This is a genomic window from Desulfotruncus alcoholivorax DSM 16058 (assembly GCF_000430885.1).
In the GTDB taxonomy this organism is placed as follows: Bacteria; Bacillota; Desulfotomaculia; order Desulfotomaculales; family Desulfallaceae; genus Desulfotruncus; species Desulfotruncus alcoholivorax.
In genome coordinates this window covers 32,480-57,241 of record NZ_AUMW01000002.1, presented here as the reverse complement: position 1 = coordinate 57,241, position 24,762 = coordinate 32,480, and the positions used below count along the sequence as shown (strand labels likewise).

The window sequence follows — 24,762 nt, the reverse complement described above, 5'->3', positions numbered from 1 at the left end:
TAGTTGTCTCAGCAAAGAAGGAGCCTGGGAATACAAGGCGAGGATCTAGCCGCGCAATACCTACAAAAGAAAGGGCTGGTAATTCTCGAGCGCAATTTCAGGTGCCGCCTGGGGGAAATCGATATTATTGCCAGACATGGCGACTGCATTGTGTTTATTGAAGTTAAAACCAGAAGCAGCGACAAATTCGGTTTGGCTCAGGAGAGTGTCACCAGGCAGAAGATCTATAAATTAAGGCGACTTGCGCAGGCTTATTTGGCCCAACGGTCGTTTTCGGGGCTGAATGTACGATTTGATGTGGTAGCTGTTAATTCAGCCCGAGAAACAAAGGTAACACATATTGAAAACGCATTCTAACAGGCTTAGACGCTTAAAATGTATTCTAAACACCTTTTTCTGACAATTAAAAGGCTAATTATTGTTTGTGCCCTCTCCGGGTTATAAAATTATGTTAATAATTTTAAGGAGGGCTAATTATGGCACCGTTAGCCAAAGGTAAAGAAGAGGTTTGTCTGGAATGCACACTTTGCAGCTTTTACTGGGGAGAAACTTGCCCCGGTATTAAGAGCTATACAATAGAGGATTGTATTGACCTTGGCAAGTAAAATCAGTGGTAAGGTTTATTTTACTACATGGCTGTGCATTAATGATTGAGGCAACTGGTACACAAGTAATGTGTTAATCAGTTGCTTTTTATATTATTTGGATATCCAAAAGTTGGAATAAAAATTAATCCTGAATCCGTGTTGCAACACCTATGCTGTTTTCTATGGGACGTTCAATGGCTCGTTGGGTGTGCATTACAATTTTATGCTGATTATTACTTCGCTTTTAAATGTCGTTTTCTTTTTTTACCTGGTAAAAGTTGTTGGGGACATTGCTATAAGAGAAAAAGCATTAACATGATAATAATGGTTTATTTTCACATGTTCAAAAATATATGCTGAATTACCAAAAGCCACCTGTGCTGGAATAATTAGAGGAGAAATTTTTGTCGGATGTACATTAATTCTACCGAGCAAAGGACTATTTGGCAGAAATGAGTTTGAGCAAGGCCACTTATTAATATAAAATAGTAGAAAATAATATTAATGGATGGGATTGAAACATTTGCTTGTAGAAAAAGACCTTGAAATAGCTAGCTTTGTAATTCTCAAAAAAGAGGTTTTACACAAAATGAAATTACGCGGCTGGTTTAAGCTAATAAAGGAAGTCTTAAACAAGTGACTGGACAGATAGTTATTGTTGTTAATCAGGTCATTATATTTACAATACTTATGTCAATAGGATTTATTGCAGCAAAAACAAACGTATTAACAAAAGATGCACTAGATTCTCTATCTAAGCTTATAGTTAAAATCATTCTTCCCACTTTGATATTTAGTATTGTTGCAAGCGGAGTTACAGCAAAGGAGTTTTTGATTAGCGGCAGATTTGCCATAGGGGTAGTACTTTGTTTTTCACTTCTTATCCTTGTCGGGATGGTAATGAGTAAGCTGTGCCAGCTTAAAGGTAAGACTGCAAATATCTTTGTGGCTCTTACGACCTTTGGTAATATGGGCTTTATGGGGATACCGCTTATCCTGGAAATATTTAAAGAGCCGGTTGCGCAGGTTTGTATATCTATTTACACAATAATTGACATGGCGCTGTTGTGGACATTTGGGGTTTACTTATGCAGCAGACATCAAAAAAGTTCAAATTCTTTGAGTGCTGTCAGAAATATGATAAATCCTACCACTGTTGCACTGTTTATTGCTTTTATCGTAAATATTTTTAAGATTCCGGTGCCGGATTTACTTATGAATTTAATCTCAGGAGTAGGAGGCACCAGCAAGTATTTAACTCTGATGTATTTAGGTGGCGCTCTGGCTTACGTTTCGGTGGAAAAAGTGATTAAAAAGCCAAGTATATTTGTTTTGCCGCTAGGAAAAATGCTGATAATGCCCATTATTGTATATTCTCTTCTAGGCTTTTTCTTGCCACAAACTCCAAGAGCAATTTTAACAATAATTGTCGGACTTCCGTCTATGACTACAGTTGCTATGATAGCCACATCCTATCAATCGGATGTTGAATATGCAACAGAAATGATTTTTGTTACTACATTAGCCAGTATAATCACCATTCCTATTGTAAGCGTTATAACAAGTATGATGTAATGCATCCATATTATCTCAATGACTAATAAATCAAATTCTTGCCGCTTTTACCTGTTAAACTAGCCTGAGAACCCCGGTCAGGCTAAACCATTATTAATCATCGTCAATACGCGGTTTGGTAGGGTCACAGGTGGGGTTTTTAATCTCTGAAACCATTGCAAGTTTCATAAGATAGTAGCATTCCTCCCGTAACATATGGTCTGTAACGAGTGGAGTAAGAATTGACGAGGCTTTTTTACTAAGAATAAGTTGCTGTAGCTCATTAAGAAAATCAGAAAAGTATTTAATTTGGTGTTCCGCTTGTGAATTAAAAAAGCTTAAGGCAGGAAACTGATTTAAACCTGTTCGAAATAAACCTGCCATTTCCACTGCTTTACTATAAAGGTCGTCAAACACCTTACTGAAATCAATACTTATCCTCGTAAGTTGTTTTTCGACTTCATCCAGGCTGCTGGTTATGTAGGACGCGTGACCTATTGCATCCAGCAGCCAGAGAAGGTGAAGGTGTACCGGGCTAAAAATCGGTAGCTCTTGTTTTTCCAGGTGATCTATAACCCGCAGGTACTCTTCTAATTCGTTCACCATATGGTTAACAAATGTGGGGGCTAAATGGATTTGAATATTCCCCGTTAGCTGTCGATTGATTATGCCAAGTTTAAAAGCCCTTAACTTTTTTGCCTGATTACATGCCTGTTGGGTCAGAATATCAAGCTGGGCGCTAAATAGGTATTTGCGTGCCTCAGCTGATAATTGATCAAAGATTGATATAAATTCTTGGGCTGTCTTTATTGTTTCAACTTCTTTGGGGGAAAGACTATTATAAATAAACCGGGCATGATCACCCAGTATTTGTAACCAAAACCGGTGTTCAAACAGAACTGAACCATCAAAAGATTGCCTGTTCATGAAAACCGCCTCTCCTGGTAAAATATACCGTATACTATGCTGCTGTATTGGTTAGTGATACTTATTAGGTACATTGGTGTACAACAAAAAATCCGTACCATCCCCGTACGGATTATATTCAGCAGCCATGTTCAAAGTCCGCAATTATTATCCCACCTACTAGTTGCTTACCATATTTATAGAATATTATTTATCCAGTCCCAAACATATTCAACTGCATCTTTCCATCCAGGTTTACCTATTAACCAATTAGCATGGTTTTCAAATTCTTTATAAGGAGAAATACTCATATTCATCCTTTCGCGTAAATTAGCAGAATGTCCAACGCTGACTAATTATTGCGAAAGGAGTTTTATTGCGGATAATAAACATATTAACAGGAGATTCATTGGCGATGATGGAAATATCGCAAGAACAAATTGATATTCAACAAACTTTCAGTTTTCATTCAGTTTTGTTTCAGTTGTAACCCAGATAATATAATCATATTGACGCTATAAAGGTGGTTGGCCGCAAAATGCAACAATTAAAGGGAATCAAAATATTATTAGTGGACGATGAGCCGAATATACTGCAATTTTTAGAGCTGGGTTTGCAAAATGAGGGATTTGAAGTACAGACCGCCCAAGATGGCATGACAGCCATCACACAGATGAAGCAATTCCAGCCCCATGTCGTCATACTGGATGTTATGATGCCCGGAATGGATGGTTTTGAAGTGTGCCGGATGATCAAAAAAATGGAGAATGTGGCAGTGATCATGCTGACGGCCAGGGACGAAGTGGATGACCGGGTGAAGGGTCTTAATCTTGGGGCCGATGATTACATGGTAAAACCCTTTAGTTTTGAGGAGCTCCTCGCCAGGATCTATGCCAGAATACGAAATCAATTTCCAAACTTATTCGGGGAAGTCATGATCGGGCCGTTTCATATTGATGACCGCCGTAAAGAAATCAGGTTCGAAAACCGGGTTTTGGAGCTTTCTCCAACAGAGTATGAACTCCTTAAATTTTTAGTTCTTAATCACGGGTTGGTTTTAAGTAAAACAATGATTTTAGATAAAGTATGGGGCTATGATTTCGCAGGAGAGGAAAATATCGTTGAAGTGTATATAAGGTCATTGCGGGATAAATTACACGACAAAGACCGTCAACTAATACGAACATTGCGCGGGTCGGGATACCGGGTTGATTTACCATGAACCAAAACAAAAGCACTCGATTTAAATCTTTTTTTGCTCCCAACTCACTCAGAATTCAACTGTTATCCCGGTCATTGCTGATCCTCGCCGTTTTGCTTGTGCTTATTGGCCTGCTGCAATATGTTTTTATGCAGGAGGTTATTTACAGAAATAAGGCTGCCAGCCTGCAGAGCCAGATCATGTCGATTCCCCGCTTTGCCTGGCAGTATCCCGGCACAAGCCCGTATAATGACACCGGGCGCCCCCCGCGTATTTTTATTCCAGAGGCAAGTTTAGCCTTTATAGATGTGGAGGGGAACTATTCCGTATTGTCGACCGGGCCCGGCGGCATCAAGCCTCCGAGATTGGATACCCAGGAGTATTTGGCTGAATTGAAAAAAATCCCCCGGGATGAACTACAAAGAATTCATGATGCCGGAGGAAACGGGCCCGGCAGCATGGAGCACCCGGGACCGGATACGCCGGAGCATTTGGATGTATGGAAGAAAAAGCCGGGGCCGAACTACAAAATAATTGATGCCGGAGGAGCGGAACAATTACTGGTACTGCAGCCGGTTATTGACCGCGGACAGCTGCTTGGCCTCGTTCAAGCAAGCACTTTGACCAGCCCGCTCAAGGAACTGCTGATTCGTCAACTGCTCACTTTTTTGTTCCTTTCGCTCATTGCCATGCTGATTGGTTTGCTTGGTTTTTCACCGGTACTCAAAAGAACTTTGGTTCCCTTATTTAACATGGTGGATACCGCGGAACAAATCGATGCCGGCAATTTAGCAAAGCGTTTCCCAACCCGGCAAGGACAGACGGAGATCGATCGTTTGGCGGAATCCTTCAACGGGATGCTGGAGAGGCTGGAAGCCTCTTTTGAAGCAGAGAGGGAGACCAAGGAACAGATGCGCCGTTTTATAGCGGACGCCTCGCACGAGCTTCGTACACCGTTAACCTCCATTCACGGATTTTTGGAGGTGCTGCTCCGCGGTGCGGCCAATCAACCGGACCAACTGCATAAAGCGTTAAAAAGCATGCACGGTGAATCGGAGCGCCTCAATAAATTGGTGCATGATCTTCTGCTCCTGGCCAAACTGGACCGCACACCCCGCCTCGAACTTACAGAGGGTTGGCTGGATGCGGTTATCCGGGATATGGAGCCGCAGCTGCGTATTCTGGCCGGCGGTAGAAGGCTTGACTTGCAGATCGAACCAAACATGAAATGCAAATATGATCCGGATAAAATGAAACAGGTGGTTTTAAATCTGTTTCATAATGCGGTGCAGCATACCGACCCTGAAAAGGGCCGGATCCGGATTTCATTGTCTAAAAAGAGAAGTGGTGTGGAATTGTCCGTGCATGATAACGGACCGGGGATCAGCGATAGCCATCTTCCCCACGTTTTTGACCGCTTTTACCGTATTGACACCTCCCGGACGCGCAAATATGGCGGGGCCGGGTTGGGGTTATCCATCACCAAATCCATCATCGACGCTCATGGAGGAACCGTTGGCGTTGAAAGTAAAGAGGGAGAAGGCTGTACATTTCATGTATGGCTCCCCGGATAAGCTCCAGTGTTTCAAAAAAATCATCCCGGCCCAACTTCAATTACGGCATTCTTACGCGGTTTTATCTGTGTATGAATGCCGTTGTTTTTTCAGCATATATTCAGCCATTATTCAATCAATGTTCAGTTATTATTAAGCGACAATTCAGCAATAGGGGTTATTATTGTAAAAGAAAAAGGCCCGGACATCACGTGGGGCTGCCTATAGCTGCAATAAGACAAGATGAATCAAAGGGGGAACCTGACAATGAGACCAAAGCAAGGCCGGCGTATAGACATAATCCTGACAGGCATTGCTGTATTAGCCGCTTTCTTAAATATTTACAATATCTGGAATAATCGGTACGCCAACGCCTATTATACTTCAGCCGTAACCAGCATGCTGCAAAGCTGGCACAATTTTTTCTACGCTTCCTTTGACCCGGCCGGGTTTGTAACGGTGGATAAACCGCCGGTGGCCTTTTGGATCCAGGCCATATTTGCCTATATTTTCGGAGTCCACGGCTGGAGCGTAATACTCCCACAGGCTTTGGCCGGCGTCGGTTCCGTTTTGCTGATGTATCGCTTGGTTAAGCCAACTTTCGGTCAAACGGCTGCCCGGCTCGCCAGCCTGATTATGGCATGTACGCCGGTTGCTGTTGCGGTGAGCCGCACCAATAATATTGACAGCTTATTGGTATTTACGCTCCTTCTCGCAACCTGGATGTTGTTTCGGGGGATTGGTGATCAGAAGCTGTTTTGGGTTCTTGGAGCCTTTGCCATGATTGGTGTCGGCTTTAATATGAAGATGCTGCAAGCTTACATGGTTGTACCGGCTTTTTACTTGTTTTACCTGCTTGCCTTCAAGCGCGAGTGGAAAAAGAAACTGGCCGTCCTTGCGGCGGCAACCGTTGTAATGGCCGGTGTATCCCTGTCCTGGGCGGTGGCGGTCGATTCGATCCCACAGGAAAACAGGCCATACATCGGAAGCAGTCAAACAAACTCCGTATTGGAGCTGGCTTTGGGCTATAACGGGTTATCCCGCCTTACGGGAATGAACAGGGGAGGCGCGGGTCGAAGCGCGACACAGCAGGACGGAAACAACATGCCCGGCCGGCAGCAAGTGCAGCAGGATGTCAATAACATGTCCAACCCGCCGCAAATGACCCAGTACGGTAACAACAGGACGGAGGGCACCGGTCCGGACGGTGCCGGAAGGCCGGGACCGATGCCGGGCGGTGGCGGACCTCAAGGACGAGGGGGCGGCGGTATGTTCGGAACCGGTCAGGCAGGTCCGCTGCGTCTGTTGCAAACCGAACTTTCCGGGCAAGCCAGCTGGTTGCTGCCCTTTGTAGCCTTCGCCTGCGCTGGCTTGCTGGCAGGCATTGGCCGCCGAAAGCCGCTCACCGCCAAACAAAAGGAGACCTTGTTTTGGCTGGCCTGGTTGCTTCCGGTTATGGCCTTCTTCAGTGTGGCGGGCTTCTTCCATCAATATTATCTGATCATGCTCGCCCCGCCCGTTGCGGCACTGGCAGGAGCCGGTTGGGTGGAGCTTTGGAACCAATACAGCAACAAAGAGGGCTGGAAAATGTGGCTGCTGCCATCAGGCCTTCTGATTAGCACGGCTTTTGAACTGTATGTTCTGCAGCCATTTCAAAAACAAATCGGCATGGGATGGTCAACCGGCATTGGGGCGGCGGGAACCGGGTTATCCCTGATATTGTTCCTTGCCGTAAAGAAAGAGAAACTGTCATCGATGGCCGCCATGGCCGGAATGCTGGTATTGCTGGTGGCGCCATTGTACTGGGCGGCTACTCCGTTGCTGTATGGCGACAACAGCATGCTGCCGCAGGCCGGACCGGTTCAACAAAGGGGACCAAATCAACCGGGGGGACCGAATCAACAAGCCGGGTCAAATCAACCGGATGGACAAAATCGACAGCGTATGGGGGGCGGGCCGGACTCCGGTATTAATACGAAACTGCTTGAATATCTAACCGAGAATAACACAGGGGAAACTTACCTTTTTGCCTGCACCGATTCCCACACTGCCGCGCCTTATATCATTGAAACCGGCCAAGCCGTCATGGCCATGGGAGGGTTTTCGGGCTCCGACCCTATTCTAACGGTTGACAAATTAAAAAAATTGGTGGCAGACAAAGAAGTGAAATATTTCTTGATACCTTCGGGCTCCGGCTTCGGAGGTGGAGGCGGAAGAGGCAGCAGTGAAGTGCTGGAGTGGATTCGGGCAAACAGCACGGAGGTCCCCCGGGAAGAGTGGCAATCGAACTTCACTCAATGGGATCTTATGGGTATGAGGAACGATGAGACATTATATATAATCGACCTTTAAAAATAAGTCATATGTTTAAAGGTTAGGGAGTTGATTTTATGAACTCTGAAGTGACCTATTCGATTGTTGTTCCGGTTTTTAACGAAGAAGAAGTCATTGCAGTTACCTATGAAAGATTAAAGAAAGTGATGGATAAAACGGGCCGTCCATACGAATTATTGTTTGTAAATGACGGCAGTGTGGATAAAACAGCTCAAATTCTCAGCCAAATATGCCAACAGGACACCAATGTAAAACTTATTAATTTCTCCAGAAACTTTGGGCACCAGATTGCCATCAGCGCAGGCATGGACAATGCCCTGGGGCAGGCCATTGTGGTCATTGATGCGGACCTGCAGGACCCGCCTGAGATCATTTTGCAAATGATCGAGAAGTGGCAGGAAGGTTATGAGGTTGTTTACGCCACACGAAAAGAGCGCAAAGGAGAAACCTTCTTTAAAAAATGGACGGCGGCCATGTTTTACAGGCTGCTAAGGTCCATAACGGATGTTGATATCCCGGTCGATACCGGTGATTTCAGATTGATTGATCGCAAGGTCTGCAACGTTATGAAAAATATTAAAGAGAAAAACCGGTTTGTACGGGGGCTGGTCAGTTGGGTCGGTTTTCGCCAAACGTCCGTCGAATACGTTCGGGAGAAACGTTTTGCCGGTGAGACCAAATACCCGCTTCGCAAAATGATTAAATTATCTTTGGATGCGCTGACCTCCTTTTCGCACAAGCCGCTCAAACTGGCAATTTACCTGGGGTTTTTATTTTCGTCCCTGAGCTTCCTCTATTTACTCTTTGCGATCTTTGAGAGACTATTTACACCCTATACCGTGCCTGGCTGGACATCCGTCATGGCAACCAGTTTATTTTTCAACGGCACCATCTTAACCATTTTAGGGATCCTCGGCGAGTACATCGGACGGATTTACGATGAGACTAAAGACAGACCGCTCTATATTATCAGCAGTAAAGCAGGCTTCGGCCGGGGAGGGGAATCCCATGAATAGCAGCGATCAGGCAATAAAACAAAACGCTCGCTCCCTGCTTCTCTTTTCCCTGGTGGGTCTGTCCAATACGCTCATTGATTATCTTGTGTTTTTTCTGCTGTACCACTGGTTCTACGATTATTACCTGGCGGTTCAGGTGATCTCTTACTGGTGTGGGATGGTAAACAGTTATCTCCTTAACAAGTATTGGACCTTTCAAAGTAAAAATGTCCCGAGCAGGGCGGAGATCTTGAAATTTGTCACGGTCAACGCTTTGGCCCTCTCGGTATCATCCATCACTCTTTATGTTGTCAGCCATAACTTTGGCTTTAATATGTTCATCTGCAAAACAATGGCTACGGGAATGTCCCTTGTTGTGAACTATACCGGCAGCAAGTATTGGGTGTTTAAAGATGAAAAATATTCTTACGCGAGGTGATAACAATGAAAATCCGCAAGGCCAGGCATTGGCACTGCCGTCATTTGCAAAGAAAGTTTAACCAGGGGAAGTAGGGATCATGCATTTCTGTTCGTCATTTGGGGCTTGACAGCTAAAAGCATTTCCTATAATATCCTTGTTAGTTAATTTAATATTTTTGTTTTACAGGTGCCCGGGAGGGAGAATAGGGAACCAAGTGAGATTCTTGGACGGACCCGCCACTGTGAGGGGAAGCTTGTTGCAAATGCCACTCCGTTTTGGGGGAAGGTGCAATTAAGCGATGAACCCGAGTCAGGAGACCTGCCTGTAAATTACCACGCTGCCTCGAGTATAGGTGAGCTTAGGTGAGGATGATGGCTAAAATCCACACCCGATTGGGATGTGGATTTTTTATTTTTTTACACAAATTTTAAGGAGGGAAAACCATGCAGGAAACAACGTATCAGGAAAAAGTTTTGGAGGTGGAACCTTATGGCATTGAACCGATCCCGAAAGAGGAACGGCACGGCCGGCCAAGTCAAATGTTTACCATTTGGTTTGCCATCAACCTGAACGTAGTCACCTGGTTTACAGGTTTTTTGGGGGTTGAGTTCGGGTTATCAATAAAGTATGCCATCCTGGCGATTATTATCGGCAATATTGCCGGAGCGGCTTTCCTGGCCTTAAGTTCATCCATCGGTGCGGAATTAGGCCAGCCGCTGATTCCTGCCAGCAAAAGAGCCTTCGGGAAGGCCGGCGTAATCGGATTATCCTTTCTAAACCTGGTGAATAACATCGGTTGGCTGGGAGTTAATCTTGTTCTTGCGGTTATGGCATTGCAAAAGATTTTGCCCTTGGGCTATCATTCCTCGTTATTGTTGATTACCGCCGTTACCTTGCTCGTCGCTGTGTACGGCTATAATTTCATTCACGCCTTTGCCCACTGGATGTCGTTGGTTACCGGCGCGCTGTTTGTTATCATGTCTGTGATAACCGTGCAAAACCTACCTGATATTTTGAGCCATTCGTCTTCGGGAACAGGTGGATTCAATTTGGGGATGTTCATCCTTGCCATAGCCGTTACGTTTTCTTACCAGATTAGCTACTGCCCCATCAGTACGGATTACGCCCGGTACCTGCCGGAAAATACACCGAAGAAAAAACTTTGGCAGTTTTCTTTTGGGGGAGCTTTGTCTGTTTGTATTTGGTTGGAAATTTTAGGCGCCTTGACAGCGACACTGGGCATGCATACGGGACCCATGGATTTCTTTGCCGGGCTGATGGGGGTGTTCACGATACCAGCTCTGATCACGGTAATTATCAGTATCCTGCCGGTCAATGCGATGGCCATGTACAGCGGGGGACTGGCTGCCTTGGCGATGGGTCTCCCGTTGAAACGATGGACTTCAGCCCTGATTACCGCCGGCCTCGGTGCGCTGATTGTATCCTTCGGGAGCGGTAAACTGGCCGATACCTATACCAATTTCCTGCTCCTGCTTTCATACTGGATCGCTCCCTGGCTGGGCGTGGTGCTGAGCGACTTTTATTATCACAAGGCCAATCCGTTGCGGAAAAATGATCCAAAGGGATGGATTGGCATTGCTTCATTTCTTTGCGGTGTGTTAATCTCCATACCTTTTATGAGTTCGGTTCTGTACACCGGGCCCGTCGCCAAAAACTACCTGGGGGGAGCGGACATTAGCTACTTCCTGAGTCTTTTTGTGAGCGTAGTGGTTTACCACGCGGCAGTGAAAATAACGCAACCGTCCGTCATGGCTGAAACCCATGCCGGGGTCAGGCACTAAAGTTATCTAAATCGCGAAACATGGTGGCATATAAGCCCGCCTTCCTTTAAAGGAAATGCGGGCTTTAGTTATCATATCACAATCCCAGGGCAAATGCCGGCCAGCTGATGTTCCTGGTCAACATGCTCAGTAAGATGAAGCACAACACAGCGCTGGGCAGCCGTATCGCCGAGGTACACAACGGCTCGTCGCTTTTCACGGGCGATGCCGGCCAGGGCGAGAGCAACATCCGGCGCTGGATTATTGAGAACGACTGGCTGGAGGCCGTCATCGCAGGACAATTATGCGTTTTTCGTCGAGGATCTTCGGCCGATCCAACTCAGCCGGTTTGATTTTGAACATACTCACCGGCACCTTGTTCACATGGTCAGGAACGATGAAGCGTTTCCAACCGGTATGTCTATGCGTTTTGTGAGAAGCATCCCGTGTACAACGTACTTCTTGAGGTAAATATTTTTCCGGGCATTCAAAATAACTGTTGAAATCTGGGCAGTAAATTGGTATTCTCATGTTGAGTTGTGGCTTTATGTCATCGTGCAGCATAGGGATTGATCCGCCAAATTCTGGATCCCTTTGTTGCGCCAACGATGACAAAGCCGTCTCCTGCTTGATTTTTGAAGCATGAGACGGCTTTTCTGCATTCATTGTCATTTTTCCTGCAGCATGGTATAATTTGTTACCCACCGCCATTGGCAATGATTCCATTACCGACAATTTGTATGGGCAGTAACATGTTATCTCTTGCGGTCCTTCATATCCACCCGCATTGTCTTTGGCCTTGGTAATCACGTGGAGCAGGCGCCGGCCATCTTTGCCAACACAGTCCCCGTCTATTAAAAAAGTCGGCCTCACCGCAAAGTAGGCATCCAAGATCACCATGCAGGGTTTTCAAGCGCCGGGCCAGGTTGCCGGCCAGGGAAAGCATCAGGGTAACAATGGTGACACTTTCCTCACCGTCCACTGGCTGCGGGCTTTTAATTTTGTTCTGAAAGAGATTTGTGCTAAAATGAGGAAATACAATAATGGACCCAGGAAGTCGGACAACGAAAAGCCAAATTTAAGATACAATTAACTTATGAGAAAACGTTGCACAGATGTTTTCAAGGCTCATATTCATATTGTTCTCGAGCTTACCCTTTGATATTATTGGGGTTGGAAAATACTATCGTCAATAATAATAAAATAAAAATACCAAGGAATGGAAAGGAGGTCCCTTTCTAATGGGTCCACTTTAAGCACCCATATCGGAGTCATCGGAGCTGAGGCTTTGATAAGGGCAAAAACCGTGCCCCGGTCTTCCTAGTAAGGTATGGTTTGGAGGGACTAATTATGTGCGAACTCATCGAGAATCAGATCGAGCGTTATGAAACGATGCTGAGGGAGATGTGGACTGAGTCGGCGAAGTATCTTGGAACGTTTTCTGTGAACCTTTTGGTGGAAAGGGTTGTGTGGGAGCTTTCCCAGGAGTATAAGGAAATAGAGTTGCTGCAGTACGGCCAGGATGGGATAACGTGCGCAGGGTTAGCTGCCGGTTTGAATAAAAACCCGGACTTGCCGGTCGATGATATGTTCGTGAAGTTTATCATCAGGTATTTAGAAATTCTGGCCAGGCTCCTTGGTCATGAAAAAACGGAAAAAATAGCGAAGAGGCTGAACGAAGAATTTGGCAGGATTCCTTTTGACTCCAAGGAGGAATGAGAGATGGATAAATTGCAAACGGGCATAAAGAACCTTGATCATATTCTTGACGGCGGTATACCTGTATATTCACTGAACATCGTTTCCGGCTCTCCGGGTAGCGGAAAGACGATATTTGTCCAAAACATTATATTTAATACCGCGAGGAATGGTCTCAAAAGTCTATACTTGACCACTATATCAGAATCACAATTCAAGATGGTAAGGCACCTGCAGGAGTTCGAGTTTTTCTCTGACGATTTCCTGGGGGACAAGGTTGTTTACGAGGATTTGGGAACTGTTCTGCGCAAACAGGGTGCGGACAAAGGGCTGGAGTACCTGACTCAAATGATCAAGAAACATCTGCCGGACATAGTTATAATCGATAGTTTCAAGGCCATAAGAGACTTCTTTTCGGACGAAAAGGCTTTTAAGGCTTTTGTTTTCGACCTGGCTGCTGCTCTATCGATATGGGAGGTCACTGTATTTCTCGTCGGCGAGTACAAAGAACAAGAACTGACGCTTTTGGGTGAATTTGCCGTTGCCGATGGGATTTTTCACCTTTACGGACAGGAAGAAAAGCGGTTTCAAAAAAGGTATTTGCGTATTCTGAAGATGAGGGGGGCCAATTTTGAGCAAGGGGAACACCTGTTTCAAATCAGCCATATGGGAATAGAAGTGTACCCGAGGATGAGGCCGGAAGGTGAAAAACTCCAGTACGAGGTCAGGTCGGTGAGAAAGGGATTCGGGATCACGCGCTTGGACGAGATGTTGTGTGGTGGGTTAACAGAAGGGACTATCACGCTCATTTCCGGTGGTACTGGTACGGGCAAAACCGCGCTTGCCCTTAAGTTCTTACTGGAGGGGGCGGAAAAAGGCGAAAAAGGACTATTCCTTTCTTTTGAAGAGCCTGCGGCTCAACTTCAGGTTGTTGCCCGTCACCTGGGATGGGAGATAGATAGATATCTGGCCGAGGGTCGACTCGATATCAAGTTTATTTCTCCCATAGAACTGGACGTAGATAAGCACGCTTTTGAAATACTGGACATGGTCAGGGAAAAGAATGTGGAGAGGTTTGTCATCGACAGCATCTCTTCTTTTGAAAGCAGCGTTTCTGATATACAAAAGTATAAAGATTATCTCTGGGCGATAGGACAGCAGCTTAAAAGGCGGCATATCACTACCATATTCACGGCGCTCAACGAAGAACCCTTTTCACCGATCGTAGTAACGAAAGCTCAAATATCTTTAATGACCGATAATATAATCATTCTGCGGTACGTGGAAGATGGTTCAAACATCAAGAAAGTCCTTGGCATCCTTAAAGCCCGTGGAAGCAACCACGACAAGGCCCTGAGGGAATATGAGATTGCCCCGGACGGAATAAATATTCTCGGCAAATTAGATAGAGCAGATATGTTGAGATGAGGTGCTACTAGATGCCGGCAAACCTTCTCCTTAGCATTTCGGTAAAATACTGGCAGGATTTTCAGGATACGCTGGCCAAGGTTATGGATGCAAACATTTACATCTTTGATGTAAATGGCGGCTCTTTTTCCCGGTTCAGCCGGCCCGTCGAATTATGCCAGGAGGTAAATAAAGGAGGAAAGATCAGCAACGAAAAATGCATCAATTTTTATAAGTCCGCCCTCGGTTCGTTAGAAGATAAAGACATGCTTACCTGTCCTTACGGGATTAGACTTTATGCGTACCGCCTGGGCACCTACGCCCAAAAGATAGGGTTCCTTGTCATTACTCCTACCAGGAACGAAACCCGGGTGGAAGGTGAGGAAAAAAATACTTTTGTCACCAAAGCAAATAGCATTTACCAGACGATAAATGAAATTCTTAAGGCCATCCTGGAAAAAAATCTGTTGGGATTACGGAGGCTTGAACTGAACAGCATCTACGAAATCAGCCGCCTGATGACTTCGATCGTCGAACTGGACAAGGTCCTGGACCTCATAACGAATTCGCTGATCATAATTTACAAGGTCGAGCTGGGTTTTGTCGGCCTTCGAGAGGGTGATAAAATCAGGGTTGCGCAGGCTAAAGGTGAATACGGCCACCTGTTGATTGGGAAAGAATGGCCGATGGTCCAGCCGTTGATTGAGCAGGTATTTTCAAAAGTTGAGCCGTCAACTCTGCGTATTGAGGAATTAATGACGCTACCGGGTCTCACCGGTTTAGAGGTTGCTCCCGGGAATGAAATCATGGTTTACCCCCTCTGGACTGCTTTGGGCGCCGTCGGGCTGTTAGGTATAGTGGCCCCTGTTTCCCTGGATGACAACGGTAGCAAAAACCTGCAGATATATGCGAACTTCGCCGCGGTAGCCCTGGCTAACGCGAAGCTTATACACCGCCTGGAAAGAGAAGCCGAAACCGACTTCTTGACCGGTTTCTTTAATAAGCGTGCCCTGCGAAACTTACTGATCGTCGAAATTGAGAGGACAACAAGGTACGGTACCCCCCTCTCGGTTATTTTCCTGGATATAGATGACTTCAAGACTTACAATGATACCTTTGGCCACGTGGCCGGCGATGTGGTGCTGCAGAAGACGGCAGAGATAATAAGAAACTCCATCAGGCTGGTGGATATTGCGGGCCGTTACGGGGGCGAGGAATTTGTAATCATTCTACCAGGGACAAAAGAGGAAGGTGCTGTAGCAGTGGCGGAAAGAATACAGAAATCTATAGAGGCTTTTCCTTTCCCTCGCCGCCAGGTTACCGCAAGCCTGGGGATAGCCTTAGCGAAAAACAACGATTCTGTTGATTCTTTGCTTGAAAGAGCGGATCAGGCCTGCTATCAGGCGAAGAAACAAGGGAAAAACCGCTTCTGCCTGGACCCATCGTAACAATATTCCCTTCAATTGCTTGCGGGAGATATTGAAAGCAGCGTACAGCAAAATGATATAAGCCCTTTTGGTACTCCTGCTACTGGCGGCTATGAGGAAAACTCCTTGATCCGAGAACAACCCCCTGGGGTTGAAGGGAAAAGACCCTCTGGCCGAAGCTATAAAAATGAGAGGGGTGTTGACATTGTCCGGAATACCTAAAGGTGCAGAATTCAGCGAAGACGAAGCTCGCTTTTTAAGCGTCCTTCGTACAAGCCTTGCCCTTGCCATGGACCGGGGTCTGGAGGAAAACGCGGCAATGCTCAAGAAGCTTATTGAGGTCGGGCAGCTGATATCTTCCAGTTTAGAAATGGACATGGTCATTGAATATACGTTGCAAAGCCTGAAGGAGGTCGTAGGTGCTAAGTGGTGTGTGCTGGGGCTGCGTGACAAAGAAACAGGAGAAATGGTGCTGAAGGTGAGCCCGGGACTCAGCAAGGAATTGCAAGGAAAGGCTGAGCGAGTGCCGGCAGAAGGTACGCTCTTGGGCGAGGTGCTGAAAACGGCGCGGCCGCTGATCGTGGAAGATTTGGCAAAGTACGATCGTCCTTTGCGCCTGCCATATTGTAGCAAGGATATACGTTCGGTTGCCGTGGTCCCCGTACAGGCCAGGGGAAAGACACTGGGTACGCTGATAGTATACATGCCTTTACCTAACCGCTGGGAAGAAAATGAGGTCGGTTACCTGTCGATCATAGCCAGTCAGGTGGGCCTGGCGATAGAGAACGCACAGCTTTACGAATCGTTACAGGAATATTACATGAGCGTTGTAAGGGCGCTGGCCGCAGCGTTAGAAGCAAAAGATAAGTACACGCAGGGCCATTCTTTGCGGGTGGCGCGGTGGGCGAAGGCTGTAGCTGGAGAAATGGGGCTTTCTGACAAAGAACAGGAAATGGTTTATATAGGGGGTCTCTTACATGATATAGGAAAGGTTGGGGTAAAGGAGGATATACTGCTCAAGACGAGCGGGCTTACACCTGCAGAACAAAAGGTAATACGGTCCCATCCGGGCGTGGGAGCAAAGATCCTAGAACCGGCAAATCTTCCTAAAGAAGTAGTTGAAGCGGTTCATTACCACCACGAAGACTATGGCGGCGGTGGTTATCCGGAAGGCATCGCTGGTGAAAAGATACCCCTTCTGGCCCGGATCATCAGGGTGGTGGACTCTTATGACGCCATGAATTCGGACAGGCCTTATCGCAGGGCGTTTTCCCAAAAGTGGGCAATAGAGGAACTAAGGCGTTGTTCCGGGAAGCAGTTTGACCCGGCAGTGGTAGAAGCAATGAAAAAGGTTTTAGAGCGAGATGAATCGACACGCACCTAAAGATTCGCAAAGACGGCCGATTATGTTTTTTACACGCACGTACCTTTAATTGAAAGGAGTAGGTTAAAATGGATAACAACCGGGTAGAAATGCTTGTTGAGGAGCTGGAGGCTGGTAGTAAGCACGAAGAGAAACTATGGCGCAAACTTTTGCCGGGAGTTGTTTCGGGTGCCACCGGAAATAATTTGCGTGAGACGATACGGGAACCCTTGTTTGGGTTGCTTCATGAACTAGGAGAAACGGCGCTGGGGGTAAAGCTAAAGCTTGTTATCGAGCGTACACCAACTTTTCCGGCAGCCGAGCTTTTGCCGCTAGTTCTAGAGCTTTGTGGTGAGCTGCGCCACGACAGCGAGCAGGCTGTTCGCGAGCTTGAGCGCATACTTTCGGAGCTGGCAACGCCGATTATCCGCATTTGGAGGGAGATACTGTTGGTGCCGCTGATTGGTGGCCTGGATAGTGACCGGGCGCAGGGTATGGCAGAAAGGCTTTTGGATCGCGTCAGTGCCACGCGGGCCAAAGTGGTAGTTGTGGACGTCACCGGGGTCCCCACGATTGACACTGCAGCGGGTGGTTTTCTTATCGAAACGTTTAGTGCAGTGAAGCTACTGGGAACGGAGGTTATCCTAACCGGCCTTAAGCCCGAAATCGCCCACACACTGGTTAAGCTGGGGATCGATTTCCGCATGGTGGCGATAGCGCGTGACCTTGAAGATGCTCTACGCCAGGCTATAGCCATGATCGAGGAAGATAGGAGCCGGCAGAGGAAAATCGTATGGGCGCGGGGCAGTAATTTTCCAGGTGAAGGTGAAGGTGGAGAACACGATGGCATTTAAAGAAAAGGTGGTCCCAACCATAAGGATTGGTGATTCTTTGTTGGTGCCCATCCAGATAGACCTGGACGATAAGACTGTGGAGCAGCTGCAAGCACAGCTATTGGCGGAGATTCAGGAGCACAGGGTACGGGCGGTTATTCTGGACGTACGGATGGTGGAGGTAATCGACAGCTATATATCCTATACTCTTACGGAGACTGCTGCCATGGCCCGCCTGATGGGTTGCCGCACGGTGATCTGCGGTATTCAGCCTCCTGTGGCCCTAACCCTGGCACAAATGGGGATAGAACTGCAAGGTTTTTGGGTTGCCCGTGACCTCGAACACGCTATAGGTATGGTATGTTCACCTTGAGAGAGGGGTAGTGAATCTTGGCTGGGAAACTAAGGGAGTTGCTGGATATTTCGGAAAACGACTTTGACGTGGTGGTGCGCATCTCCCGGGAAGAAGATATTGCCATAGCCAGACAGATGGCCAAGCAACTTGCCCAAGAGCTTGGTTTTTCTCTCGCTGATGTAACCAAAGTAGCCACTGCGGTTTCTGAGCTTGCACGCAATATCTATCGCTATGCACAACCTGGTAAAATAATGATCCGTAAACGGCCCGAGGAGAGAGGTGGGCCTGCCATACAGGTGGTGGCGGCTGATCGTGGTCCGGGCATCGAGAGCGTAGAAAGGGTTCTGACAAAAGGCTATACGACACATGAGCGCAGTCTGGGCATAGGCTTGTCGGGAATAAGGCGCCTTATGGATTTTTGTGAGATTGCCTCCGAAGTCGGCACGGGTACCGTGGTGAGTGTGGAAAAGAGGAGGCGCAAGTTTTGAGATTTCAAGTTGAAAAACCGGAAGCTGACGAGCAGGTACGAGAAGGCTCCGGGTGGGAGGTATTCGCTTATTCGCGTCCCCACTGGCGGGAGAAGGTAAACGGCGACCTTTGTTACACTAAAGAATTTGGTACCCACGCACTTGTAGTTGTAGCAGATGTGCTGGGCCATGGGGAGGGAGCACACCGCGGGGCGGTGGTCCTGGCGCAGGCGATGCCACGGGCCACGGGTGTTTTGCAGCAGACATACTCCGTTCTGGAAGAAGCGGCTTCACAGACGCGGGGATGCGCTCTTTTCCTGGCCCTGCTTGACAGGAAAGCGATAGAATACATCTTGGTCGGAAACATCAGAGGGTGGGTACTGACGCGAAAAGGTACGGAGGTCCTGGTGGGACAGCCGGGCATTGCAGGCAAAAGAATGCTGAATCCTGCCATCCGCCGGCTGGAGCTGCCGGGGCCTGCTCTTCTTCTGGTTTGTACCGACGGGATCAAGCGCAGCTTTTCGCCCGTAGGATTGCAATGGCTCCGGGAAGAATGGGAAGGGGAAGAAACAGCATGCCGTGTGGTAGAGAGATACGGCATCGCTGAAGACGATGCCAGCGTGCTGGTAGGGAGGAGGTATGTCTAGTTGCCGGGGGAATTCTATTCAACTTACCGCAGTTATCTTGAACGTTATATGTACGAAGGGGCTACGGAGGGGGTGCTGCTGGAAGCGTACCAGGATCTGCCGCGCTGCCTGGACGAGAGCGAGGTGCAGGCCGCCAGCATCTTGGACGTGCATACACGGGCACTGCGCGAGGTTTTGGGAATCAAGCGGGACAGCGACAACGTGCAGTGGATATACATAGGCCGGGCGACCGAGTTTTTGGCCCAGATCCTGATAGTTATTGATACGTTCTTCCTCCAGCTGAAGGAAAGGGTTGAGCGCGATCACCTTACCGGGCTTTATAACCGGCTGGCCCTTTATCGTTTGCTTCCCCGGATGCTCGAAGAAGCACAAAAACAGGGTAAGCCGCTTGTTGTGGCCATGCTCGATTTGGATGATTTTAAACAAATAAATGACCAGTACGGCCACCAGGCTGGTGACGAAGCACTCCGTTCCGTAGCTGGTTTTATCAAAAAAAATTTGCGGAATGATGACTTGGCCGTCCGCTTCGGCGGTGAAGAATTTGTAATTGTCCTTCCGGCGACGGATTTTGCTAATGCCAGGATTCCCCTGGAACGGATTCAGTCCCAAATAGCAGCGGAAAGGATACTGCCGGAGGTGGAGGGGCTTACGGTAAGTATAGGAGTTGCCGGGTATGCCGGCCGTGGCTCTGTCGATCCCGACGAGCTAATCCGGCAAGCGGATGAAGCGATGTATCGAGCCAAAGGATTGGGCAAAAACAGAGTGAACATTGCCAGGGGCGATGATGGGGAGTGAGCGTACATGAGGTTTTCAAAGGGAATGCTGGAGCTTATTGAAGAACTAAAATTCCAGGCTGGTCAATTGCCCTTGGATTGGGTAGAGGTTACTGGAAAGGCGGCGCAATCATACGTTGACCGGCTGCGGACCTTGCTGGAGCAGGCAGGGCAAGAGGCGAACGAGGCGGAACTGCGCGGAGCAGCGAGCGACTTATTGGCGTTGTTTGCTGGAAAACATGACGAGGAACTCTTGCGGCGGCGTATAGAACTCGGAAGAAAGCTGGGCGTTGCAGAAGTGTCGCTGGAGCAAATGGTAACAGCCTATGGGTTCTTTTTCGGGCGTTGGTGCGACGAACTGGTCCCGGTTATCCATACCCTGGAGAGAGAACTGAAAAGCTTTAAGTACGGCGGAACTTCGTTGCTTATTGACCTCGGCCTGCTGCTCCTGGGATACAGGGGAGAAGTAGCGCGCCAGATGCAGATGTTTTCGACAGTAGATGTCCTTACAGGCCTTTTGAGCCGCCGCAAGTTTGAAGAAGAGTTGCAGCAGGCAATCGAGTTTGCGCGGTGCACAAAACGAGAGTTTTCTTTATGCTGGATAGACATTGATAATTTTAAGCTGATTAACGACGTTTACGGTTATACCGTAGGGGATATTGTACTTAAGATTGTGGCTGGCTTCCTGCGGGAGTCGTTCCCCGACGCCTTTACTATTGCACGCATAGGCGGTAACGAGTTTGGGGTTATGTTGATGGATACGGGTCCTGCTGAAGCGCTGGCAAAGGCGCAGGTGCTGTGTCATGGCATTGCCGAGTTGCAAAGTCGTCCTTTGGGGGATGAGGGCATTTTCATTACAAGCAGTATTGGCGTGGCTTCGTACCCCTACCATGGGCAAGCGCTGGCCGACCTTATGTTAGCCGCCGAGGTCGCTCAGGTAACGGCCAAGAGGAAAGGGAGGAACCGGGTGCAGCTCATAGATGCGGTCGACGATAGTACTAATCCTACTGTGGTTCACGAGAGAATTCTTCTCTTGCAAGAAGCTCTGCGTTCGAAGGAGTGCATCGTCCCCTTTTATCAGCCGATTGTAGATTTAGAGACTGGCAAGCCATTAGCTTACGAAGTGCTTGCTCGCGTGAGGAGAGGTGAAAAGTTTCTTTCTGCCGGGCTTTTTATAGAGGCGGCCGAGCAATCCGGCCTTATGAAGGATATTGGTAGTATCGTCATAGAGCAGGCCATGCGGGAAAAAAAGAGCTCTTGGGCGAAGGACAAGCTTTTCTTTATTAACTTCTCCATGCGCGAGGTGGAGAACAGAGAAACTCCACAGTTCCTGGCTGACCTGTTCAACCGCTACGGCATACGTCCGGAAGAAATTGTGGCCGAAATTACCGAGCGAGAAGCCGTGCTTGATATTAATGCCATGCAGGCTTTCGTCAAGGAGCTGACAGATCTTGGTGTGCGCCTGGCGGTCGACGACTTTGGAAGCGGTTTTTCCTCATTTATTTATCTTCGTTACTTTGACTGTTACTTTGCCAAGATTGAGGGCTCCCTGGTGCGTGAGATAACCAGGAGTGGACGCTCCAGGATGATTGTAGAAAACATGGTAAAACTTTTGCAAGGGCTTTCGATAGAGGTGGTGGCCGAGTTCGTTGAGAACCGTGAAACAGCTGAAATTTTGCGCCGTGCCGGCGTTCGATACGGGCAGGGTTATATTATCTGGGCATGCCCTTACGGTGTCCTGGTAACGGGGATTAGCGTCAATGTTTAATTTCTGCGCCGGTTTCACCGGACAAGGGCAGCGGCAATGAAATTGGGGGGGCCATAATATTCCCGGCCGGCGAATCTAATCAGCACGGTATCAGGCCGCATTCTTCCAGATGCTTCCCCCTTCCTTGCCGGTAAGAAATTCAATAAACGCCCCGGCCAGGTTTTTTCGCTGGGAGTGCCTTGCTGCCGCTACCGCAAATTCGATGGGAACGCCTTTTGAGGATGACCGGTTTGGGAGAGTCTCTTTCTTCCCATATCACTACCGTGGCCTCGCTGTAAAAATCGGCGTAGGCGGGGTTGGAAAGATTGATTCTCGAAGGCAACTGTTGCGCATTCCACATATTCTGGAACTACATCCTGGTCCTGATCCTCTCAACGGCCCTTTCGGTGTTTTCCCTGGTACCGAAGGCGGTTAACCTGAAGTATCCCTCTCCGTTTGCCCCAAAACCGGCACCGGGGGTCCCCACCACGTTGGCGACCTTCATTAGCTTATCGAAAAAGTCCCATGATCACCCCGATGCCTAGTCTGATAATGCCGGCGTCAGGGTTGTCCTTTCTATATAGCCCCAGGGAAGCGGTACGCTATCAAAGGTTTGCAACCCTTTGTCCTGCACAGTCGGAAGTGAACCTCCCCACCTATATGGATTCATTTAGTTTTTACTAAAACCAAGTGCAGACAGGGCAGCGCCCAGCGCCGCTGTTATTTCCGGCTCCGGAGGAACCGAAAGAGTGCAGCCCAAATGCCTGGCCAGGGCGTTGACCACACCATTGTTACGCGCCACTCCGCCGGTAAAAACAACTTCCTGTTCCAATCCTGTCCTGGCGGTCATCGAGGTTACCCGAGCCGCCACGGAATCGCAAACTCCGGCTACGATATCAGGCTTGGATTTACCGGCAGAGATATGAGAGATAATTTCGGATTCGGCAAATACGGTGCAAATTGAGGATATGGGACAGCTTTCCCCGGCCCGGGCCGCCAGGTCACCCAGTTCTTCAACCTTTACCTCCAGTGCTCCGGCCATAACTTCCAGGAAGCGGCCGGTCCCCGCTGCGCATTTATCGTTCATGGCAAAATCAGCAACTTTTCCGCCGGGCAACAGCTTTATTACCTTACTGTCCTGCCCGCCAATATCAATTACAGTTCTGGCCCTGTTGAACAAATGGGCTATGCCCCTGGCCTGGCAAGTGATTTCCGATATCTCCCGGTCAGCCGGAAAAGTGACCCGGCCATAACCGGTGGCAACAGTTGCAACCACTTCACTGGTTTTTAGCCCGTTGTTTTCCAGCAAACCCGCCGCCAGGCGCATTGCTATCTCTTTTCCGCTATATCCGGACCTGCCGGTTGCCCGGCCCACGATTTCTGCTGCATCATTAATTAAGACAATCTTGGTAGTGAGTGATCCAATATCGACGCCCAGATAAAATTTTGCCATTTATTACACCTCCGGTCTGGTCAATCACTTAATGTTTCTAAAAACGCCTGGACCCGGTTGCGTATGGGTTCTTCTGCGAAAGCCCGCGGGTCAGCCATATCCGCCTCGACCACCAAACCGGGCACACCGGTTTCCTGCATGACCCGTTTTCGAATAACCTCTTGCACTAACGAATAAGGTTTGCAAGAACGGTTGGAATGCATTACAAAACCATCAGCTTTAAATTCTTTGATCAGGTCAATAATTTGCTTGGCCCGGAATTCCGGTGAGCGGTTTAAAAAGACTTCGGTATATGTAGCCGCCAGGCTCTCCAATGGATCCCCCGGCGCTATTTCCATGGACCAGCCTCCAGTGTATGTGTCTGTTACAAAACAGGCGCCCCGTTCGGAAAACATTTTGAAAAATTTAAACATGTTGCTCCAGATGGCAATGTTATCCCAAACCAGGCGGATCTTTTCCTCTTCAAGTGCGCTTTCTTCACGCTCCACCCTTTTCTTCACTTCATCCTTAAGCAACCTATAATAATCCGCAGCCTCCCGGGTGCCCCGCAAAACCACAATCGGTGCCATATGGATAAATAAATCGGGGCCGTTTAACGGTGAAGGCTTGGCCCGGCACAAACCTCTAATTTCCTTCCAGAGACCGACAGCTTCATTGCTTAAATCACTGATTTTGCCCAATTCCCCGGGGTTGAAATTCCGGCCTGTAAGCTTTTCCATTTGTGAAATTAAATCCTTGAATTGCTCTAAAACATACTCTTTGGCGTGGTCTGTCATGTCTCCGGTCAGAAACGGCGTGTCAATGACGATGAGCGGCACTTGAAAATGGCGGGCCAACGCTTCATACCACTTAAGCACCGTGCCGCAAATGTTGTTGCAGGCAACCACCAGGTCCGGCTTGGGTAGCCCCTTCATCGGGGCAATGTCTGCTTTTAATACTGAACCAATGTTGGAGGTGGCGTAGGAGCAAAGGTCGGGCGAGTAGCCGGCGGCTTCAGCCTCCTGGCAAAGCCCCAAAGTGGCTTTGCTGGTGCTGCAAAGCGCCCCATACTGCTCGGGGTAAACAGAATGTATTTTAAAGGCCCTGAGCAATTCAACAGGCGCACCGCTGGTTACCCAGGCCAACGGCCGTTTGAGCGGTCTGCCCCAGAGCCGGTGATAACGGGAAAGAGCGTAATACCTGGTTATTAACTTTTTTAATTGAGCAGTGCTTTCGAGTTGTTTATAACGCCGCTGTTGTCCCATGGCTGATTTCCCTCTC

General features: G+C 48.1%; 23 protein-coding genes, 2 pseudogenes and 1 riboswitch. Of the genes and pseudogenes, 20 read left to right on the top strand and 5 right to left on the bottom strand.

Going from position 1 to position 24,762, the window contains the following annotated elements; all coding sequences use genetic code 11:
* Positions 1-3: 3 nt before the first annotated feature.
* From H569_RS0101580 to H569_RS0101560, 3 genes are all read left to right on the top strand, one after another.
* The gene (locus H569_RS0101580) at positions 4-357 is read left to right on the top strand and encodes a YraN family protein (RefSeq protein ID WP_027363531.1); all 354 of its coding nucleotides are present in this window, start codon (positions 4-6) and stop codon (positions 355-357) included.
* 119 nt (positions 358-476) lie between these two features.
* Positions 477-605 (top strand): hypothetical protein, encoded by a 129-nt coding sequence (locus H569_RS23290; RefSeq protein ID WP_257720076.1) that lies wholly within the window; start codon positions 477-479, stop codon positions 603-605.
* Between the two features lie 618 nt (positions 606-1,223).
* On the top strand, positions 1,224-2,162 hold the full coding sequence (locus H569_RS0101560) for an AEC family transporter (RefSeq protein WP_027363530.1): 939 nt from the start codon (positions 1,224-1,226) through the stop codon (positions 2,160-2,162).
* 93 nt (positions 2,163-2,255) lie between these two features.
* Here the strand turns inward: H569_RS0101560 and H569_RS0101555 are convergent, their stop codons facing one another.
* Positions 2,256-3,068 carry a DUF2935 domain-containing protein gene (locus H569_RS0101555; RefSeq protein WP_027363529.1) on the bottom strand — a complete coding sequence of 271 codons (813 nt, stop codon included), beginning with the start codon at positions 3,066-3,068 and terminating at the stop codon, positions 2,256-2,258.
* Positions 3,069-3,585: 517 nt separating this feature from the next.
* Here H569_RS0101555 and H569_RS0101550 point away from each other — a divergent pair.
* From H569_RS0101550 to H569_RS22985, 7 genes and pseudogenes are all read left to right on the top strand, one after another.
* Positions 3,586-4,269, top strand: coding sequence for a response regulator transcription factor (locus tag H569_RS0101550; protein ID WP_027363528.1), 684 nt, complete (start codon positions 3,586-3,588; stop codon positions 4,267-4,269).
* Positions 4,266-5,822, top strand: a complete 1,557-nt coding sequence (locus H569_RS0101545; RefSeq protein ID WP_027363527.1) for a sensor histidine kinase — start codon at positions 4,266-4,268, stop codon at positions 5,820-5,822. The genes H569_RS0101550 and H569_RS0101545 overlap by 4 nt, the downstream gene beginning before the upstream one ends.
* A gap of 246 nt (positions 5,823-6,068) precedes the next feature.
* Positions 6,069-8,153, top strand: a complete 2,085-nt coding sequence (locus H569_RS0101540) for an ArnT family glycosyltransferase (protein WP_027363526.1) — start codon at positions 6,069-6,071, stop codon at positions 8,151-8,153.
* 38 nt (positions 8,154-8,191) lie between these two features.
* Positions 8,192-9,151, top strand: a complete 960-nt coding sequence (locus H569_RS0101535) for a glycosyltransferase family 2 protein (protein ID WP_027363525.1) — start codon at positions 8,192-8,194, stop codon at positions 9,149-9,151.
* Positions 9,144-9,569: a GtrA family protein gene (locus H569_RS0101530; RefSeq protein WP_027363524.1), complete on the top strand. Its 426-nt coding sequence runs from the start codon at positions 9,144-9,146 to the stop codon at positions 9,567-9,569. Before H569_RS0101535 ends, H569_RS0101530 begins: the two co-directional genes overlap by 8 nt.
* A 149-nt stretch (positions 9,570-9,718) precedes the next feature.
* Positions 9,719-9,891: riboswitch (cobalamin riboswitch) on the top strand.
* A gap of 103 nt (positions 9,892-9,994) precedes the next feature.
* Positions 9,995-11,353 (top strand): purine-cytosine permease family protein, encoded by a 1,359-nt coding sequence (locus H569_RS0101525; RefSeq protein WP_027363523.1) that lies wholly within the window; start codon positions 9,995-9,997, stop codon positions 11,351-11,353.
* 83 nt (positions 11,354-11,436) lie between these two features.
* A pseudogene (locus tag H569_RS22985) lies at positions 11,437-11,628 on the top strand (SAM-dependent DNA methyltransferase); the annotation flags it as partial.
* On the opposite strand, the gene H569_RS22390 reads toward H569_RS22985, so the two are convergent.
* Positions 11,621-12,232, bottom strand: a complete 612-nt coding sequence (locus H569_RS22390; protein ID WP_027363522.1) for a hypothetical protein — start codon at positions 12,230-12,232, stop codon at positions 11,621-11,623. The pseudogene H569_RS22985 and the gene H569_RS22390 overlap by 8 nt on opposite strands.
* Positions 12,233-12,682: 450 nt before the next feature.
* On the opposite strand from H569_RS22390, the gene H569_RS0101510 reads away from it, so the two are divergent.
* The 10 genes from H569_RS0101510 (at position 12,683) to H569_RS0101465 (ending at position 22,070) form a co-directional block, all read left to right on the top strand.
* The gene (locus H569_RS0101510; RefSeq protein WP_027363520.1) at positions 12,683-13,051 is read left to right on the top strand and encodes a hypothetical protein; all 369 of its coding nucleotides are present in this window, start codon (positions 12,683-12,685) and stop codon (positions 13,049-13,051) included.
* Positions 13,052-13,054: 3 nt separating this feature from the next.
* Positions 13,055-14,458 (top strand): ATPase domain-containing protein, encoded by a 1,404-nt coding sequence (locus tag H569_RS0101505; RefSeq protein ID WP_027363519.1) that lies wholly within the window; start codon positions 13,055-13,057, stop codon positions 14,456-14,458.
* Between the two features lie 11 nt (positions 14,459-14,469).
* Positions 14,470-15,885, top strand: coding sequence for a GGDEF domain-containing protein (locus H569_RS0101500; RefSeq protein ID WP_027363518.1), 1,416 nt, complete (start codon positions 14,470-14,472; stop codon positions 15,883-15,885).
* Positions 15,886-16,060: 175 nt separating this feature from the next.
* Complete coding sequence (locus H569_RS0101495; protein WP_238492445.1) at positions 16,061-17,248, top strand: GAF and HD-GYP domain-containing protein; 1,188 nt, start codon at positions 16,061-16,063, stop codon at positions 17,246-17,248.
* Positions 17,249-17,316: 68 nt separating this feature from the next.
* On the top strand, positions 17,317-18,081 hold the full coding sequence (locus H569_RS0101490) for an STAS domain-containing protein (protein ID WP_027363516.1): 765 nt from the start codon (positions 17,317-17,319) through the stop codon (positions 18,079-18,081).
* Entirely contained in the window at positions 18,071-18,433 is a 363-nt protein-coding gene (locus H569_RS0101485) for an STAS domain-containing protein (protein WP_027363515.1), read from the top strand. Before H569_RS0101490 ends, H569_RS0101485 begins: the two co-directional genes overlap by 11 nt.
* A 17-nt stretch (positions 18,434-18,450) precedes the next feature.
* Entirely contained in the window at positions 18,451-18,903 is a 453-nt protein-coding gene (locus H569_RS0101480) for an anti-sigma regulatory factor (protein ID WP_207637508.1), read from the top strand.
* On the top strand, positions 18,900-19,529 hold the full coding sequence (locus H569_RS0101475; RefSeq protein WP_027363513.1) for a PP2C family serine/threonine-protein phosphatase: 630 nt from the start codon (positions 18,900-18,902) through the stop codon (positions 19,527-19,529). The genes H569_RS0101480 and H569_RS0101475 overlap by 4 nt, the downstream gene beginning before the upstream one ends.
* A complete protein-coding gene (locus H569_RS0101470; protein WP_027363512.1) occupies positions 19,530-20,324 on the top strand; it encodes a GGDEF domain-containing protein in 795 nt (264 codons plus the stop codon).
* Between the two features lie 6 nt (positions 20,325-20,330).
* A complete protein-coding gene (locus H569_RS0101465; protein ID WP_027363511.1) occupies positions 20,331-22,070 on the top strand; it encodes a putative bifunctional diguanylate cyclase/phosphodiesterase in 1,740 nt (579 codons plus the stop codon).
* Between the two features lie 349 nt (positions 22,071-22,419).
* Here the strand turns inward: H569_RS0101465 and H569_RS22120 are convergent.
* The 3 genes and pseudogenes from H569_RS22120 to H569_RS0101445 all read right to left on the bottom strand — a co-directional run.
* Positions 22,420-22,578 (bottom strand): annotated as a pseudogene (locus H569_RS22120) (LL-diaminopimelate aminotransferase); the annotation flags it as partial.
* Between the two features lie 141 nt (positions 22,579-22,719).
* Positions 22,720-23,502, bottom strand: coding sequence for an acyl-CoA dehydratase activase (locus H569_RS0101450; protein WP_027363510.1), 783 nt, complete (start codon positions 23,500-23,502; stop codon positions 22,720-22,722).
* A 20-nt stretch (positions 23,503-23,522) separates the two neighbouring features.
* A complete protein-coding gene (locus H569_RS0101445; protein WP_027363509.1) occupies positions 23,523-24,746 on the bottom strand; it encodes a 2-hydroxyacyl-CoA dehydratase subunit D in 1,224 nt (407 codons plus the stop codon).
* Positions 24,747-24,762: the final 16 nt, after the last annotated feature.